Genomic DNA, 14364 nt, shown 5'->3' with positions numbered 1-14364 from the left:
TTTCAATACGATTGCACGGCTAGGGGTGGAGACGAAAGCTTCACCCCGCCCATTGTGCTGAGCGGCAAGTTCTCCTATCGCGCGTGCCATCAATCGCAGCTTGTGAATCGAAGACGCGCGCGCAAGGCGTGCGCATCCCGTTTCGCACGACAGAACGACACAGACGAGAACCCATGTCCCTCACCCATTTGCAGCGGCTCGAAGCCGAGAGCATCCACATCATGCGCGAAGTGGTGTCCGAGGCCGAAAAGCCCGTGATGCTCTATTCCATCGGCAAGGACAGCGCGGTGATGCTCCACCTCGCCAAGAAAGCCTTCTATCCCTCGCCGCCGCCGTTCCCGCTGCTCCACGTCGACACGACGTGGAAGTTCAAGGCGATGTACGACCTGCGTGAGAAGAGCGCCGAGGATGCTGGCATGGAACTGCTCGTCCACCAGAACCCCGAAGCCGAGGAAATGGGGATCAACCCCTTCGACCACGGCCCGCTCCATACCGATATGTGGAAGACGCAAGGGCTGAAGCAGGCGCTCGACAAGTACGGCTTCGACGCGGCCTTCGGCGGCGCGCGCCGCGACGAGGAAAAGAGCCGCGCGAAAGAGCGCATCTTCTCCTTCCGCACCGCCAGCCACGGCTGGGACCCGAAGAACCAGCGCCCGGAGCTCTGGAACATCTACAACGCGAAGAAGAAGAAGGGCGAGAGCATCCGCGTCTTTCCGCTGTCGAACTGGACCGAGCTCGACATCTGGCAGTATATCCATCTCGAGAATATCGAGATCGTGCCGCTCTACTTCTCCGCCATGCGCCCGACCTTCGAATACGAAGGCGGCCTGTTCATGGCCGACGATATCGAGCGCCTTGAGCGCGTCATGGGCAAGCGCCCCGAGATCACCGAACGCTCGATCCGCTTCCGCACGCTCGGCTGCTTCCCGCTGACCGGCGCTGTCGAAAGTGAGGCGGCCACGCTGCCCGAAATCATCCAGGAAATGCTGCTGACCACCACCTCCGAACGCCAGGGCCGCGTGATCGACAAGGATTCGGGTGACGCTTCGATGGAGAAGAAGAAGCAGGAGGGCTACTTCTGATGCCTGAGAACGCAAACGATCCGATCTACCAGACCGACGCCCTCATCGCCGAGGACATCGACGCCTATCTCGAGAAGCACCAGCACAAGACCATGCTGCGCTTCATCACCTGCGGAAGCGTGGATGACGGCAAGTCGACCCTGATCGGCCGCCTGCTCTACGATTCCAAGATGATCTTCGAGGACCAGCTGGCCGCGCTCGAAAGCGACAGCAAGCGCGTCGGCACGCAGGGCCAGGAAATCGACTTCGCGCTGCTGGTCGACGGTCTTGCCGCCGAACGCGAGCAGGGCATCACGATCGACGTCGCCTACCGCTTCTTCGCGACGGAGAACCGCAAGTTCATCGTCGCCGACTGCCCGGGCCACGAACAGTACACGCGCAACATGGTGACCGGCGCCTCGACCGCCGACCTCGCCTGCATCCTGATCGATGCGCGCAAGGGCGTGCTGGTCCAGACCAAACGCCACAGCTTCCTGTGCCACCAGCTCGGCATCAAGAACCTCGTGCTCGCCGTCAACAAGATGGACCTGATCGATTACGACCAGGAAAAGTATGACGCGATCATCGCCGATTACGCGCATTTTGCCGAGAGCATAGGCATCGAGAGCTTCACCGCGATCCCGATCTCGGGCCTTGCGGGCGACAACATCACGTCGCGCTCGGACAATACCGGCTGGTACGATGGCCCCACGCTGATGGAGCACCTTGAGGCGGTTGAAGTCCGCTCGGACGAGAACCTTGCCCACCCGTTCCGCATGCCGGTGCAGTGGGTGAACCGCCCGAACCTCGACTTCCGCGGCTTCTCCGGCCTGATTTCCTCCGGCAGCGTGAAACCGGGCGACACCGTCCGCTCGCTGCCTTCGGGCAAGACCAGCACGGTCAAGTCGGTCGTCACCATGGGCGGCGACCTCGACGAAGGTGTGGCCGGCCAGTCGGTCACCATCACGCTCGACGACGAGATCGATTGCTCGCGCGGTGACGTGCTGGCGGCTGCCGACAGCCCGCCCGAAGTGGCCGACCAGTTCGAAAGCACGATCGTGTGGATGGACGAAGACCCGCTGGTCGTCGGCCGCGCCTACTGGATGAAGCTCGGCACGCAGATGGTCAGCGTGACCGTCGCCGAGCCGAAGTTCGAGATCGACGTCAACACGATGGAACACCTTGCGGCCAAGACGCTGCATCTGAACCAGATCGGCGTTGCGGAAATCACCACCGACAAGCGGATCGTTTTCGATCCCTACACGGAAAACCGTGCGCTCGGCGGTTTCATCCTGATCGACAAGATCACCAACCACACGGTCGGTGCCGGTATGCTGCACTTCAGCCTGCGCCGGGCGCAGAACGTGCACTGGCAGGCGGTCGACATCACGCGTGACGATCACGCCGCGATGAAGAACCAGCGCCCCCGCGTGCTGTGGTTCACCGGCCTTTCGGGTTCGGGCAAGTCGACCATCGCCAACGAGGTCGAGAAGAAGCTGGCGATCATGAACCGCCACACCTTCCTGCTCGACGGGGACAATGTCCGCCACGGTCTCAACAAGGACTTGGGCTTCACCGAGGCCGACCGGATCGAGAACATCCGCCGCATCGGCGAAGTCGCCAAGCTGATGACCGATGCGGGCCTGATCGTGCTGACCGCCTTCATCTCACCCTTCCGCGCAGACCGCCAGCTGGTCCGCGACATGATGGGCGAGGGCGAGTTCATCGAGATACATGTCGACACACCGCTTGAAGTGGCGGAGCAACGCGACGTGAAGGGCCTTTACAAGAAGGCGCGGGCCGGGGAGCTGAAGAACTTCACCGGCATCGACAGCCCCTATGAAGAGCCCGAAAGCCCGGAAATCCGCGTCAACACGGTGGCGATGAGCCCCGAGGAAGCCGCGGACTACATCATCAAGCAGATCCTGCCGCTCAAGTAAGCGGCAGGACCGGCTGACGATACGGATACGAAGCCATGCGCACGTGCATCCTTGCAGGCCCCACGCGGACCGCCACGACCTCGCTGTTCCGCTACTTTGCGCGGACGAAGGGCGTGGCCCCGTCGATCCACAAGGAAACGGACTTCTTCCTTTCGCGGCTGATCGAAGGGGTGGAATGCCCCTATGATCGCTACGAAGCGTGCTTCCGCGATGTGTCTGGAGCGACGGCGCGGCTCGAAGCCTCGCCGCTTTACTTCGCTTTCGGCAAGCGGGCGGCGGAGGCCATCCACGCCGAAGCGCCCGATGCGCACATCGTCTTCACCCTGCGCGAGCCGACGGAACGATTCTTCTCCGCCTGGACGATGATCAACAACAAGCGGTGGGTCGCGAAAAAGGACTTCGAGCGCTACAGCGCCTCGGCGCTCGTCGATCTCGGCATCGACCAGCGCGACGCCGACATCGCGAGCTGGGACGAGATCGACCGGCTGACCTTGCGCGAGGGCGCTTACTCCAGCGTGCTGCGCGAATGGCTCGAAGTGTTCCCGAAGGAGCAGATCCACGTCGTCTTCCAGGACTGGATGGGCGACGAGGCGGGGCAGGCGAAACTGCGTAGCGTCCTTGCCGATGCGCTTGGGGTCTCCAATGCGGCGCTGCCGGCCGAACCGCTCTATCACGAGAACAAGTCGCGCGACGTGAAGCTGGGCGGACTGCACGACGTCGCCGTGCGCCTCAACGCCATGCTCGAGCCGGTGTTCAACCGCGTGAAACCCGCGCGCGATCTGCTGCGCGACGTCTATTATTTCTTCAACGAAGACACGCGCGAGATGCCCGACAAGGCGAGCCGCAAGCGCGTAGAGCAGTTCTACGCTCCCGAACTCGCTGCGCTGCCCGAAGTCCTCGCACAGATCGGCGTGACCGACTATCCCGACTGGGTGGGCTAGGCGCGGGGGAGCGTCCTCGGCTCGAGGCCTTGGCTTTTGGCCGTCCGCGCCAACGCCGGGATGCGCATCAGCAGCAGCGGATTGCCGATCACATAGCGGCGGAACAGGCGCTTGGGCTCTTTCATGAGCCGATAGAGCCATTCGAGATTGTTGTTCTGGTAGAAGTCGGGCGCGCGGGTGAAGCGCTCGGCGATCCAGTCGAGGATCGCGCCGCCGCAGATGACCAGCACCGGCCAGTCGGCCCGCTCGCGGATCAGCGCGGCGACCTGCTCCTGCTTGGGCATGCCCATCGCCAGCACGACCGTAGCGGGGCGCTGCTCCAGTACCAGGTCGACGTAGAAGGGCACGTCCTCGAACCCATGGTGGACGGCCCCTATGTCGAGCCCGCGCTTGCGCAGGCGCTCGGCCGCTTCGTCGAGCCACGGAGACTGCGTGCCAAGTAGCGCCACCGAGCCATCGCGGCGGTCGAGGACGCGCGGGATGAAATCGGTGCCGTTCAGATTGGCCCCGCTCGGCCAGCCCATCCTGCGGCAGCACAGGTCGACCCCGATCCCGTCGCGCAGCAGGAAATCGAGCCCGGAGAAGTTGGATGCGATCTCCGCATCTTCCCAGCACAGGTTCACGCCATGCGCGTTGATGAAGCCGAGCGTGGCGGGCCTCTCTACTTCGGCAATGGCCGGCAACAGGCGCGCCTCGACCTCGTCTTCTCCGACGATGGTCATATTGGCGAGAACCAGCGCTGCCCGTGCGGCCTTAGGTTTTGCGGACATGTCCATGTCGTGCGGATTGCGTCTTTCGTGAACCTTGGAACTGGCCTCGACCTCAAACACGCGCAGCCTTTCTCTGCAAGCCCGATCCGCCTCAAAGGATTGACTTTACGCCGCTTGGCACTAAGCGGCCACGCTCGTCCCGATAGGTATCGGGGCGTCAAGAGATACACATCCGGCCGGGTCGCCGGAACGAGGGAATTCGATGATCTTGTTTCGTGGTCGCGAAGCGCATTCGCGCAGCTTCGCCAAGGCCGTCAGCTGGCGTATTCTCGGCAGCTTCGACACCTTCCTGCTGAGCTGGTTCTTCACCGGCAGCCCAAAGGCGGCCGGAGCCATCGCCATCAGCGAAGTCGTCACCAAGATGGTGCTCTACTACTTCCACGAACGCGCCTGGGCGAACGTGTCCTGGGGCTTTGCCAAGGACGAAGGCGAGGCGGCCGAGAAGACCGCCTGATGCGACCTCTGCGTCAGTCGACGAAATCGTCGACGCGCTCGATGATAATGGCCGGAGCCATGCCGCCAGCCGCGCACATGGTGACGAGCCCGTAGCGCTTGTCCTGCCGTTCCAGCTCGTCGACCATCGTGCCGATAAGGATCGACCCGGTCGCCCCGATCGGATGGCCCAGCGCGATCGAGCCGCCGTTCAAATTGACCTTGTCCCAGTCGAGTTCGAGATCGCGCACGAACTTGGCGGCGACGACGGCGAAGGCCTCGTTGATCTCGTAAAGATCGATGTCGTCCTTGGTCAGGCCCGCCTTTTCCAGCACCTTCTTCGCGGCAGGGACGGGGGCGTTGAGCATCAGCGTCGGATCATCGCCCATATTCGCCGTCGCTACGATGCGGGCGCGCGGTTTGAGGCCGTGCTCTTTCGCATAGTCCTTGCTCGCCACCAGCACCGCCGCCGCGCCATCGACCACGCCCGAGCTGTTGCCCGCGTGGTGGAAGTGCTTGATGTCGAGATCCGGGTACTTGGCGTTGACCAGTCCGGCAAAGGTCGTGCCGTTCTTGTCGAGCGGGACGTTGGCGATCTTTGCGAAGGCCGGTTCGAGTTCGGCAAGCCCTTCGCGCGTGGTCTGGGGACGCGGATATTCTTCCTTGTCGAGGACGACATTGCCGTCGTCATCGGTCACCGGGACCACCGATTTCGCAAACCGCCCCTCGGCAATCGCGTGCGCCGCGCGTTGCTGGCTGCGATAGCCGACCTCGTCCAGTTCCTCGCGGGTGAAGCCTTCCATTGTGGCGATGGCATCGCCGCATACGCCCTGGTGGCTTTGCGGATGGCTCGCCTGCAGGCGCTCGTTGTAGCTGCCCATCATCGGCGGCTTGAGGCCCGCCTGCATCTTGTCCTTCGCCATCTGCGCCGTGAGGCTCATCATCTCGGTCCCGCCCGCGACGACGCAATCCTCCATCCCGCTCATCACCTGCGCCGCGGCAAGCGCGACCGAGGTGATGCCGCCGCCGCAGAAGCGGTCGAGCGTCGTGCCCGATGAGGTGATATCGAAGCCTGCATCGAGTGCGGCCATGCGGCCCATATCGCCCGCCTGCATCCCGTCCTGCGTGCTGACCGACCAGATCACGTCGTCTACCGTCGCGGTGTCGAGATCGTTGCGCTCCTTTATGGCCTTCAAAACCGTGGCCGCCAGATGCTGCGGATGCATGGCCGCCAGCGCTCCCTTGCCCTGCTTGCCGATGCCTCGGGGCGTGCGGACGGCATCGATGATATAGGCTTCGGGCATGGCGTGATCCTCTCTCGGCTTGTCGAAACTTGCGGCTTTTGCCGGTTGACGTTTGCGTAAACCTCAAGCAGCAAGGGCGCAAGAACAGTTTCAGAATGAAATGGAGAGAGCGAGCATGTCGGATGATGTCCTGACCGAAGTCGACGACGGCGTATTGATCGTCACGATCAACCGTCCCGAAGCCAAGAACGCGATGAACAAGGCGGCAGCCGAGGGAATCGCGGCGGCGATGGACCGGCTGGACGCCGAGGACGACTTGCGTGTCGGCATCCTCACCGGCGCGGGCGGCACCTTCTGTTCGGGTATGGACCTCAAGGGCTTCCTGCGCGGCGAATCGCCCAGCATCGAAGGCCGCGGGTTCGGCGGCGTGGTGCAGGCTCCGCCGAAGAAGCCGCTCATCGCCGCTGTCGAAGGCTATGCGCTGGCCGGCGGGCTGGAGCTGATGATCGCCTGCGACCTCGTCGTTGCGCACAAGGACGCGAAATTCGGAATTCCCGAAGCCAAGCGCGGCCTCGTGGCGGCGGCTGGCGGGGTGATGATGCTGCCCGATCAGATTCCCGAGCGGGTTGCCATGGAACTGGCGCTGACCGGCGACTTCATCGGCGCCGACCGCGCCTATGAACTCGGTCTCATAAACCGCGCCACCGACGGTTCGGCGCTCGAGGGTGCGAAGGCGCTGGCCGCCAGCATTGCCGCCAACGGCCCGCTGGCGGTGCGTGTGTCCAAGCAGATCATGAAGGAATCGCGCGGCTGGGCGATGGACGAACGCTACGACAAGCAGGCGCAGCTGATCGGTCCCGTGTTCGTCTCGGAAGACGCACGCGAAGGCGCCGCCGCCTTTGCCGAAAAGCGCAAGCCCAACTGGAAGGGGAAGTAAGATGAGCGTTCTCGACGTACCCCAGCCCGAGTTCATGGACGACGAGGAGATTTCGATCTTTGCCGATGCCGTGGGCAAGTTCTACCAGCAGCACGCCCCGGAAAAGCGCGTGCTCCAGTGGCGCGAGGACGGCCAGGTCGAGCGCGATTTCTGGCGCGAGGCGGGTGAGGCCGGTCTGCTCGGCAGCTCCGTGCCCGAGGAATATGGCGGCCACGGCGGCGATTTCCGCCACGAGATGGTCGTCATCGACCAGCAGGCCAAGCACAATGTCGAAGGCTTTGCCGCCAGCCTGCACAACACCGTCATCCTGCCCTATCTCGTGCGCCACGGGACAGAGGAGCAGAAGAAGAAATACCTGCCCAAGCTCGTCAGCGGCGAACTGGTCAGCGCGATTGCGATGACCGAGCCGGGTGTCGGCTCCGACCTCCAGAGCATCACCACGACTGCACTGAAGGATGGTAACGGCTACCGCATCAACGGGGCCAAGACGTATATTTCGAACGGCCAGACCGCCGACTTCATCATCGTCGTCGCCAAGACCGATCCCAAGGAGCGCGCCAAGGGCATTTCGCTCATGCTGCTCGAGACGGAAGGCGCCGAGGGCTTCCAGCGCGGCAAGAAGCTGGACAAGATCGGCATGGATGCCGCCGACACCAGCGAGCTGTTCTTCGACGATGTCTTCGTGCCGGCCGAAAACGTGCTCGGCGGCGAGGAGGGCAAGGGCTTCTACCAGTTGATGGGCGAACTGCCGCAGGAGCGCCTAATCATCGCGATGGGTGCGATGACGGGGATCGAGAAGGCGCTCGAGACGACGATGGAATACGTCAAAAGCCGCAAGGCTTTCGGCCAGACCATCTGGGACTTCCAGAACACGCAATTCGTGATGGCCGACCTGAAGGCGCGGGCGACTGCGGCACGGGTGTTCGTCAACGATTGCATCGCCAAACATCTCAAGCGCGAACTCAGTGTCGATACGGCCTGTATGGCCAAGTACTGGGTCACCGAACTGCAGGGCGAGGTGGTCGACAAATGCCTCCAGTTCCATGGCGGCGCGGGCTACATCAACGACTATCCCATCGCGCGCATGTATCGCGACAGCCGCATCACCCGCATCTTCGGCGGGTCGAACGAGGTCATGAAGATGGTGATTGCCCGCGCGATGTAACGACTGTGCGAGGGGTAGCCGACTACCCCTCGACGACCTTCTGTTCGATGGCGCCGAAGATCGAATGGCCTTCGGCGTCCTTCATCTCGACGCGGACGGTGTCGCCCGGTGCCATGAAGCGCGTCTTGGCCTCACCGTCGGCGATGGTCTCGATCATGCGTATTTCGGCGATGCAGCTGTAGCCGAGGCCGCCATCGGCCACCGGCTTGCCCGGATCGCCATCGGGACCCTGGTTCGAGACCGTACCCGACCCGATGATCGTGCCGGCACCCAGATCGCGGGTCTTGGCGGCATGGGCGACGAGATCTGCGAGGCTGAAGGTCGCATCGACCCCGGCGTTGGCGCGGCCGAAGGGCTCGCCATTGTAGTCGACCATCAGCGGCAGGTGGATGACGCTTCCCTTCCACGCATCGCCCAGTTCGTCGGGCGTGACCGCGACGGGGCTGAAGGCGCTGGCGGGCTTGGACTGGAAGAAGCCAAAGCCCTTGGCGAGTTCGCCCGGGATCAGGCCGCGCAGGCTCACGTCGTTCACCAGCATGACCAGCTTAATGTGGTCCGCCGCCTCTTCGCTCGACACGCCCATCGGCACATCGTCGGTGATGACCGCAATCTCGCCTTCCATGTCGCAGCCCCACTTGGTGTCCTTCAGCGGGATGTCGTCGCGCGGGGCGAGGAAGTTGTCGCTGCCGCCCTGGTACATAAGCGGGTCGTGGTAGAAGCTCTCGGGCACTTCGGCACCGCGCGCCTTACGCACCAGCTCGACGTGGTTGATATAGGCCGAGCCGTCGGCCCACTGATAGGCGCGGGGCAGCGGCGAATGCGCCTCGCGTTCGTGGAAGCGCTCGCAGGGTACGGCCTGGTGTTCGACATCGGTGTAGAGCGCGTTCAGCTTGGGCGCGACCTCGTCCCAATTGTCGAGCGCGGCCTGCATGGTCGGGGCGATGTTGTCGGCGGCGCAATAGCGGGTGAGGTCCTTGGAGACGACCACCAGCTTGCCGTCGCGGGTTCCGTCTTTCAGCGTGGCGAGTTTCATGGAAGGTCCTCTCTCTTATTGGTTTTCGGGATTGTCGGGCTGCGCGTCCGGATGGGCGCGCTGGAATTCGGGAAGGGCGAGGCAGGCCGCCTCGATCCGTTCGATATGCGGTTTATCGGAGAAGTCGTACTCGAACCGCCGCGCATTGTAGACTTGCGGGAGCAAGCAGACCTCGAAGAAGCCGGGGGTGTCGAACAGGAAGTCGCCGGTGCCAAGCTGCGCCAGCCGCGCTTCAAGCGGGTCGAGCGTGCGGGCGAGGCAGTGGCGATACCAGACCGCAATTTCGTCCTGCGACTTGCCGTACTCATTGGCGAGATACTTCAGCACCGGCAGGTTCAGCGGCGCGTGCAGCTCGGTTGCAATGGCATAGGCCAGTTCGCGCGCGACGTACCGGTCTTCGATGTCCGAAGGCAGCAACGGCTTGTCAGGATAGGCTTCGTCGAGCCACTCGATTTGCGCCATTGACTGTACGCGGTCCTTACCGTCCGCTTCGAGCAGCGGGACCGAGCCGAAGGGGTTGCGGCTGGTGAAGGCCTCGCCCTTCTGCTCAGCTGTGAGCAGGTTGACCGGCACATACTCGTATTCCAGCCCCTTCAGCTCCAGCGCGATGCGCAGGCGGTAGCTGGTCGAACTGCGATAGTAGCCATGCAGGCGGATCATGCAGTCTCTCCTACAGGGTGGAACGGATGGAACACGGTCTTGGTCGAAAAACCTCTAGGCACGCCAATCCCGCCAAAGCTGCGGGTTTCAGCGGGATCGTGCATGCTCATGCGCCCTGCGATGCTCCATATCCGAAAAGTAGGAAAGGGGATCAGAATGCGGCGATCCCCGTGATGGCGCGGCCCAGGATCAGCGCATGGACGTCATGCGTGCCTTCGTAGGTGTTGACCGTCTCGAGGTTTACCATGTGACGGATCACCTGGTATTCTTCCGAGATGCCGTTGCCGCCGTGCATGTCACGGGCCTTGCGAGCGATATCGAGCGCCTTGCCGACATTGTTGCGCTTCACGATGGAAATCATGTCCGGCGAGAACTTGCCTTCGTCCATCAAGCGGCCAACGCGAAGCGAACCCTGCAGGCCGAGCGAGATTTCGGTCATCATGTCGGCGAGCTTGAGTTGGTAGAGCTGCTTGGAAGCAAGCGGCACGCCGAACTGCTGGCGGTCTAGGCCGTATTGGCGCGCGGCGTGCATGCAGAATTCCGCCGCACCCAGCGCGCCCCAGCTGATGCCGTAACGCGCGCGGTTGAGGCAGCCGAACGGACCCTTCAGCCCCTGCACTTCGGGAAGCAGCGCGTCCTCGCCCACTTCGACCTCGTCCATCACGATCATGCCGGTGGTGCTGGCGCGCAGCGAGATCTTGCCCTCGATCTTGGGCGCCGAGAGGCCCTTCATGCCCTTTTCGAGCACGAAGCCGCGAATGCCGCCGCCATGTTCTTCGCTCTTCGCCCAGACGACGAAAACGTCGGCGAAGGGCGAGTTGGAGATCCAGGTCTTCGAACCGTTGAGGACATAGCCGCCATCGACCTTCTTGGCGGTGGTTTTCATGCCGGCAGGGTCGCTGCCTGCATCGGGTTCGGTCAGGCCGAAGCAGCCGATCAGCTGGCCGCTGGCGAGGCCGGGCAGGTACTTCCGCTTCTGTTCTACCGAACCATAGGCATGGATCGGATACATCACGAGACTGGACTGGACACTGGCCATCGAGCGATAGCCGCTGTCGACGCGCTCGATCTCGCGCGCGATGAGGCCGTAGGCGACATAGCTTGCGCCTGCGCCACCATATTCTTCCGGCACGGTCGCGCCCAGCAGGCCGGCTTCACCCATCAGGGGGAAGAGTTCGGGCGCGTCGAGTTCCTTGTTGAACGCTTCGATCACGCGCGGCTGGAGTTCGCCTTGCGCAAAGCCGTGCGCGGCGTCGCGGATCATCCGCTCTTCCTCGGTCAGCTGTTCGTCGAGATTGAACGGGTCCTGCCAATCGAACGGCACCATCCCACTATTCGGGCCAGCCATGTGGTCTCCTTTGAAACTTTCTCCGCTGCCGATGGCAGAGGACCAAACACTGCGCAAGGGGCGGTGTAGCCGCTCTCAAGCGGTATGCACATCGCCCGGCACGAGCAGCGTGTACCGGCTTTCGTCGCACAGGCCCGTCACCCATTCCTCGCCCACCTTTAGCCAGGCGTGGAAGCGCGGCCTCCCGGCCTCGTCGGCCTGCGTGCCGATGAAGAGACTTGCCTCGATCCCGCGCCGCTGCAGCATCCATCGCGCGGCCAGCGCCTGGGGCAGGCAATTGGGTGCGCCGGGGACGTTGTTGAGCGCGCGCAGCATGGCGAGGCGGACGCGGCGGATGGTGGCAAGGTCGCCAGCTCCCCCATGCGCCCTTGCCACTGCACCGAAGCGCGAGCGCCACCGTCGGGGCGGCACGCGCGCGATCAGCAGCTTGGCGTAGAGCACCAGCGCAATCGCCTCGAGCGAGGCGATCTTGTCGGCAGTGTCCAGCGCCAGGAAGGTGCGCAGTTTCGGCATGGCTCGGTCTCTTCATACCACGAGGTGCCGATTCCGCCTCGCCCCTAATTACTGGACGAGCGGTAGGGCCTTACGGCAATCGTCGGCGCATTCGCGGCACATCTTGGCGCACCACCTGCAATGATCGTTGTCGTGCTTTTCGCATTCCTCGGCGCAGGTTTCGCAGGCCTTGATGCAGGTCTCCAGCTGGCTGCGCAGCACATCGATATTCTGCGCGGTGCGGCGGGTTGCGAGACGGGCAGTGGCAGCGCAGACATCGGCGCAGTCGAGACAGTTGCGGATGCACTGGGACATGTCCATGTCGCTGCCCGACATTTCGGCCACGCAGGCATCGGCGCAGCTGGTGCAGAACAGCGAACACAGCATGGCATGGCGCGCGGCGAGGACGAGTTCTTCGGTCTTGTCCTGCACCTGCGGGTGCGCGTCGACCATTTTCTGTAGCGACATTATCTTTCTCTCCTTGAGGTTGCACTCAAGGAATGGGCCGGGCGGCCCATGAGTTCCGTGCGAGGTAGAAAAGCCTAGTGGGCTTCGGCGGCGCGCTGGACGGTGTGGATGACCTCGGCCGGAGGACAGGGTTTGGACAGCGCCTGTGCCTGCGGGAAACGGCTCGAGACTTCCTGCGGCGTGAGCGCGCCGGAATGGAAAATCACCTCGACATTTTCGGCCATCATCTGTTCGGCCAGCGGATAGACGATGCCGTCGTCGAGCTGGATGTCGAGAATGGCGATGTCGGGCTTGGTCTTCTGGTAGGCGAGCATGGCGCTCGACAGGTCGTTATAAGGTCCTTCGACCAGGTATCCTGCTTCGGAAACGGTGTCGCACAGATCGTGACCCACGATCAGTTCATCTTCGGCGACGAGTACGCGTAGCGGCTGCTGATGCTGTCCCATCCAGGCTCTCCTCGTTCGATCCGACCCACATAACCTAATGGGCCGGATCGAATTCGGTTCCTGCCTCAGGCACTGGCTCCATATTTTTTGTTGAAATCGGCCGATTTGCCGTCCGCCAGAAGGCGCGCCTGGCCGGTCCAGTCGTCGCGGCGGATGCGGCCTTCGAAGCGGCCGAGCTGGCCGTCGATCCGATCAATTTCCGCTTCGTCCCAGGCTGCGATCTGCGCGAAGGAGGTGACGCCGAGGCTTTCTAGCAGGGCGGCGAGCTTGGGTCCCACGCCCTTTATGCGCGTGAGGTCGTCGCCATTGCCGTCGCTTACCTTGAGCGGCTGCGGATCGCTGGTGGCGGCGGGCGCCGCATCGACCAGTGCGCTGTTGCGCTGCGCACGCTCGGCGCCCTCGTCGAGCACATCCTTCTTCGTACCCGTCACGCGCGTGCGGCGCGTGCTGCGGAAGAGGAACCAGGCGACCAGCAGGCCGACGACCAGCGCGATCGCGAGCAGGATCCAGTTTTCGGCGAGGAGTTCGCTCATGTTTCGTCCTTCGTATCTTCGGTTTCAACGGGAGCCGCGCGGCCCCACAGCGCCCAGCCGATGGTTAGGCCCAAGAGATAGGCGACCAGCATCAGGGCAATGACTTCGAACCATATCGGCATGTTTGGTGCGCCTTCCTACCTCGGGCCCGGCGTGTCGACGGGGGTGGGAGTCAGAGGCTCCAGCCGGATGACGGAGAATTCGATGCGGCGGTTCGCCGGGTCTTCGGGCGTGAGGCGCTCGGCCGGTTCGCTCGATCCCAGTCCGCGCGCGCGCAGGCTGGCGCGCGGGATGCCGCGGCGAACCAGCGCCTCGCGTACGACGCGGGCCCGGTCCATGCTGAGCGCGATGTTGGCGTCCTCGTCGCCTGAACGGTCGGTATGGCCGATAATGGCGATGATCGCGCCGGAGCAGGGTTCGAGCGCGGCAGCGACCTCGTCCAGCAACATGCGGCTGGCAGGCAAAAGCGCAGCGCTGGCCTCCTGGAAACGGATCGTGCGCGTGCGCAGCAAACCCTCGACATCTTCTTGGCAGTGAAGCGGTTCGAAAGCGCGCTCGCCGCTATCGGCGACTACGCTACCGTCCGCCCAGCTGACGCCTCCAACCCCGCGCACGCTCTTGACCAGCTGCGCAGCGCGGGTGCGGCGCTCGTCATCGAGGTCTTCGCCGCCGGAAAGGATGGGGTGGCGCGAAGGCGATCCGTAACGGTTGGCGAAGGTGGCCTCGACCATGGACAAGCCTTCCGCCTCCAGCGCGGTCTCGGCCTCGCCGGACAGGCGTGTGGCCATCCGATCGGCGCGGCCCGACCAGCTCGACATCGAGCCGATGGCCACGACGAGCAGTGCTCCTCCGGGAATAAGCAAGCGCTTGAACATGAGGCGGCTCTTAGCCGTG

Annotated in this window: 17 protein-coding genes; 6 read left to right on the top strand and 11 right to left on the bottom strand. The window is 63.6% G+C overall.

Annotated features, from left to right (window positions below; translation table 11 throughout):
- Positions 1 to 134 precede the first annotated feature (134 nt).
- From cysD to K3148_RS01505, 3 genes are read left to right on the top strand one after another with little or no spacing between them, the layout of a single operon-like run.
- Complete coding sequence (gene cysD / locus K3148_RS01515; protein WP_282099621.1) at positions 135 to 1082, top strand: sulfate adenylyltransferase subunit CysD; 948 nt, start codon at positions 135 to 137, stop codon at positions 1080 to 1082.
- Positions 1082 to 3001, top strand: a complete 1920-nt coding sequence (gene cysN / locus K3148_RS01510; protein ID WP_221425587.1) for a sulfate adenylyltransferase subunit CysN — start codon at positions 1082 to 1084, stop codon at positions 2999 to 3001. Before cysD ends, cysN begins: the two co-directional genes overlap by 1 nt.
- A gap of 35 nt (positions 3002 to 3036) precedes the next feature.
- Positions 3037 to 3942, top strand: a complete 906-nt coding sequence (locus K3148_RS01505; protein ID WP_221425586.1) for a sulfotransferase family protein — start codon at positions 3037 to 3039, stop codon at positions 3940 to 3942.
- On the opposite strand, the gene K3148_RS01500 is transcribed toward K3148_RS01505, so the two are convergent.
- On the bottom strand, positions 3939 to 4712 hold the full coding sequence (locus tag K3148_RS01500) for a WecB/TagA/CpsF family glycosyltransferase (protein ID WP_221425585.1): 774 nt from the start codon (positions 4710 to 4712) through the stop codon (positions 3939 to 3941). The two genes, K3148_RS01505 and K3148_RS01500, sit on opposite strands and share 4 nt — an antisense overlap.
- Before the next feature lie 202 nt (positions 4713 to 4914).
- Here K3148_RS01500 and K3148_RS01495 point away from each other — a divergent pair, with 202 nt between their 5' ends.
- A complete protein-coding gene (locus K3148_RS01495; protein ID WP_221425584.1) occupies positions 4915 to 5166 on the top strand; it encodes a DUF2061 domain-containing protein in 252 nt (83 codons plus the stop codon).
- Between the two features lie 13 nt (positions 5167 to 5179).
- Here K3148_RS01495 and K3148_RS01490 read toward each other — a convergent pair whose 3' ends face one another.
- The gene (locus tag K3148_RS01490; RefSeq protein WP_221425583.1) at positions 5180 to 6448 is read right to left on the bottom strand and encodes an acetyl-CoA C-acetyltransferase; all 1269 of its coding nucleotides are present in this window, start codon (positions 6446 to 6448) and stop codon (positions 5180 to 5182) included.
- A gap of 115 nt (positions 6449 to 6563) precedes the next feature.
- Here K3148_RS01490 and K3148_RS01485 point away from each other — a divergent pair, with 115 nt between their 5' ends.
- Positions 6564 to 7325, top strand: coding sequence for a crotonase/enoyl-CoA hydratase family protein (locus K3148_RS01485; protein WP_221425582.1), 762 nt, complete (start codon positions 6564 to 6566; stop codon positions 7323 to 7325).
- Position 7326: 1 nt separating this feature from the next.
- A complete protein-coding gene (locus tag K3148_RS01480) occupies positions 7327 to 8490 on the top strand; it encodes an acyl-CoA dehydrogenase family protein (RefSeq protein ID WP_221425581.1) in 1164 nt (387 codons plus the stop codon).
- A gap of 22 nt (positions 8491 to 8512) precedes the next feature.
- Here the strand turns inward: K3148_RS01480 and K3148_RS01475 are convergent, their stop codons facing one another.
- The 9 genes from K3148_RS01475 to K3148_RS01440 all read right to left on the bottom strand — a co-directional run bounded on the left by K3148_RS01475 (position 8513) and on the right by K3148_RS01440 (position 14345).
- On the bottom strand, positions 8513 to 9523 hold the full coding sequence (locus K3148_RS01475; protein WP_221425580.1) for a fumarylacetoacetate hydrolase family protein: 1011 nt from the start codon (positions 9521 to 9523) through the stop codon (positions 8513 to 8515).
- A gap of 15 nt (positions 9524 to 9538) precedes the next feature.
- Positions 9539 to 10180: a maleylacetoacetate isomerase gene (gene maiA / locus K3148_RS01470; protein ID WP_221426579.1), complete on the bottom strand. Its 642-nt coding sequence runs from the start codon at positions 10178 to 10180 to the stop codon at positions 9539 to 9541.
- Between the two features lie 154 nt (positions 10181 to 10334).
- Positions 10335 to 11510 carry an acyl-CoA dehydrogenase gene (locus K3148_RS01465; protein ID WP_221426578.1) on the bottom strand — a complete coding sequence of 392 codons (1176 nt, stop codon included), beginning with the start codon at positions 11508 to 11510 and terminating at the stop codon, positions 10335 to 10337.
- 96 nt (positions 11511 to 11606) lie between these two features.
- On the bottom strand, positions 11607 to 12044 hold the full coding sequence (locus K3148_RS01460; protein WP_221425579.1) for a lasso peptide biosynthesis B2 protein: 438 nt from the start codon (positions 12042 to 12044) through the stop codon (positions 11607 to 11609).
- A gap of 48 nt (positions 12045 to 12092) precedes the next feature.
- The gene (locus K3148_RS01455) at positions 12093 to 12491 is read right to left on the bottom strand and encodes a four-helix bundle copper-binding protein (RefSeq protein ID WP_221425578.1); all 399 of its coding nucleotides are present in this window, start codon (positions 12489 to 12491) and stop codon (positions 12093 to 12095) included.
- Positions 12492 to 12565: 74 nt separating this feature from the next.
- Entirely contained in the window at positions 12566 to 12937 is a 372-nt protein-coding gene (locus K3148_RS01450) for a response regulator (RefSeq protein ID WP_221425577.1), read from the bottom strand.
- Positions 12938 to 13002: 65 nt separating this feature from the next.
- On the bottom strand, positions 13003 to 13470 hold the full coding sequence (locus tag K3148_RS01445; protein WP_221425576.1) for a helix-hairpin-helix domain-containing protein: 468 nt from the start codon (positions 13468 to 13470) through the stop codon (positions 13003 to 13005).
- Complete coding sequence (locus K3148_RS13935; protein WP_282099594.1) at positions 13467 to 13592, bottom strand: hypothetical protein; 126 nt, start codon at positions 13590 to 13592, stop codon at positions 13467 to 13469. The genes K3148_RS01445 and K3148_RS13935 overlap by 4 nt, the downstream gene beginning before the upstream one ends.
- A gap of 15 nt (positions 13593 to 13607) precedes the next feature.
- Positions 13608 to 14345: an OmpA family protein gene (locus K3148_RS01440; protein WP_221425575.1), complete on the bottom strand. Its 738-nt coding sequence runs from the start codon at positions 14343 to 14345 to the stop codon at positions 13608 to 13610.
- Positions 14346 to 14364 lie beyond the last annotated feature (19 nt).

Source organism: Qipengyuania aurantiaca (genome assembly GCF_019711375.1).
GTDB classification, from domain to species: Bacteria; Pseudomonadota; Alphaproteobacteria; order Sphingomonadales; family Sphingomonadaceae; genus Qipengyuania; species Qipengyuania aurantiaca.
Note: the sequence above shows the minus strand (reverse complement) of the source record. Positions and strands in the feature narration are given on the sequence as shown.

Excerpts from the sequence above, each read along its gene's own strand:
- K3148_RS13935 (WP_282099594.1), bottom strand. The coding sequence starts at position 13,592 with ATGCCGATATGGTTCGAAGTCATTGCCCTGATGCTGGTCGCCTATCTC.
- K3148_RS01500 (WP_221425585.1), bottom strand. The coding sequence starts at position 4,712 with ATGTCCGCAAAACCTAAGGCCGCACGGGCAGCGCTGGTTCTCGCCAAT.
- K3148_RS01480 (WP_221425581.1), top strand. The coding sequence starts at position 7,327 with ATGAGCGTTCTCGACGTACCCCAGCCCGAGTTCATGGACGACGAGGAG.
- K3148_RS01465 (WP_221426578.1), bottom strand. The coding sequence starts at position 11,510 with ATGGTGCCGTTCGATTGGCAGGACCCGTTCAATCTCGACGAACAGCTG.
- K3148_RS01505 (WP_221425586.1), top strand. The coding sequence starts at position 3,037 with ATGCGCACGTGCATCCTTGCAGGCCCCACGCGGACCGCCACGACCTCG.
- K3148_RS01450 (WP_221425577.1), bottom strand. The coding sequence starts at position 12,937 with ATGGGACAGCATCAGCAGCCGCTACGCGTACTCGTCGCCGAAGATGAA.
- K3148_RS01455 (WP_221425578.1), bottom strand. The coding sequence starts at position 12,491 with ATGTCGCTACAGAAAATGGTCGACGCGCACCCGCAGGTGCAGGACAAG.
- K3148_RS01460 (WP_221425579.1), bottom strand. The coding sequence starts at position 12,044 with ATGCCGAAACTGCGCACCTTCCTGGCGCTGGACACTGCCGACAAGATC.
- K3148_RS01490 (WP_221425583.1), bottom strand. The coding sequence starts at position 6,448 with ATGCCCGAAGCCTATATCATCGATGCCGTCCGCACGCCCCGAGGCATC.
- cysN (WP_221425587.1), top strand. The coding sequence starts at position 1,082 with ATGCCTGAGAACGCAAACGATCCGATCTACCAGACCGACGCCCTCATC.
- K3148_RS01495 (WP_221425584.1), top strand. The coding sequence starts at position 4,915 with ATGATCTTGTTTCGTGGTCGCGAAGCGCATTCGCGCAGCTTCGCCAAG.
- K3148_RS01475 (WP_221425580.1), bottom strand. The coding sequence starts at position 9,523 with ATGAAACTCGCCACGCTGAAAGACGGAACCCGCGACGGCAAGCTGGTG.
- K3148_RS01445 (WP_221425576.1), bottom strand. The coding sequence starts at position 13,470 with ATGAGCGAACTCCTCGCCGAAAACTGGATCCTGCTCGCGATCGCGCTG.
- K3148_RS01440 (WP_221425575.1), bottom strand. The coding sequence starts at position 14,345 with ATGTTCAAGCGCTTGCTTATTCCCGGAGGAGCACTGCTCGTCGTGGCC.
- K3148_RS01485 (WP_221425582.1), top strand. The coding sequence starts at position 6,564 with ATGTCGGATGATGTCCTGACCGAAGTCGACGACGGCGTATTGATCGTC.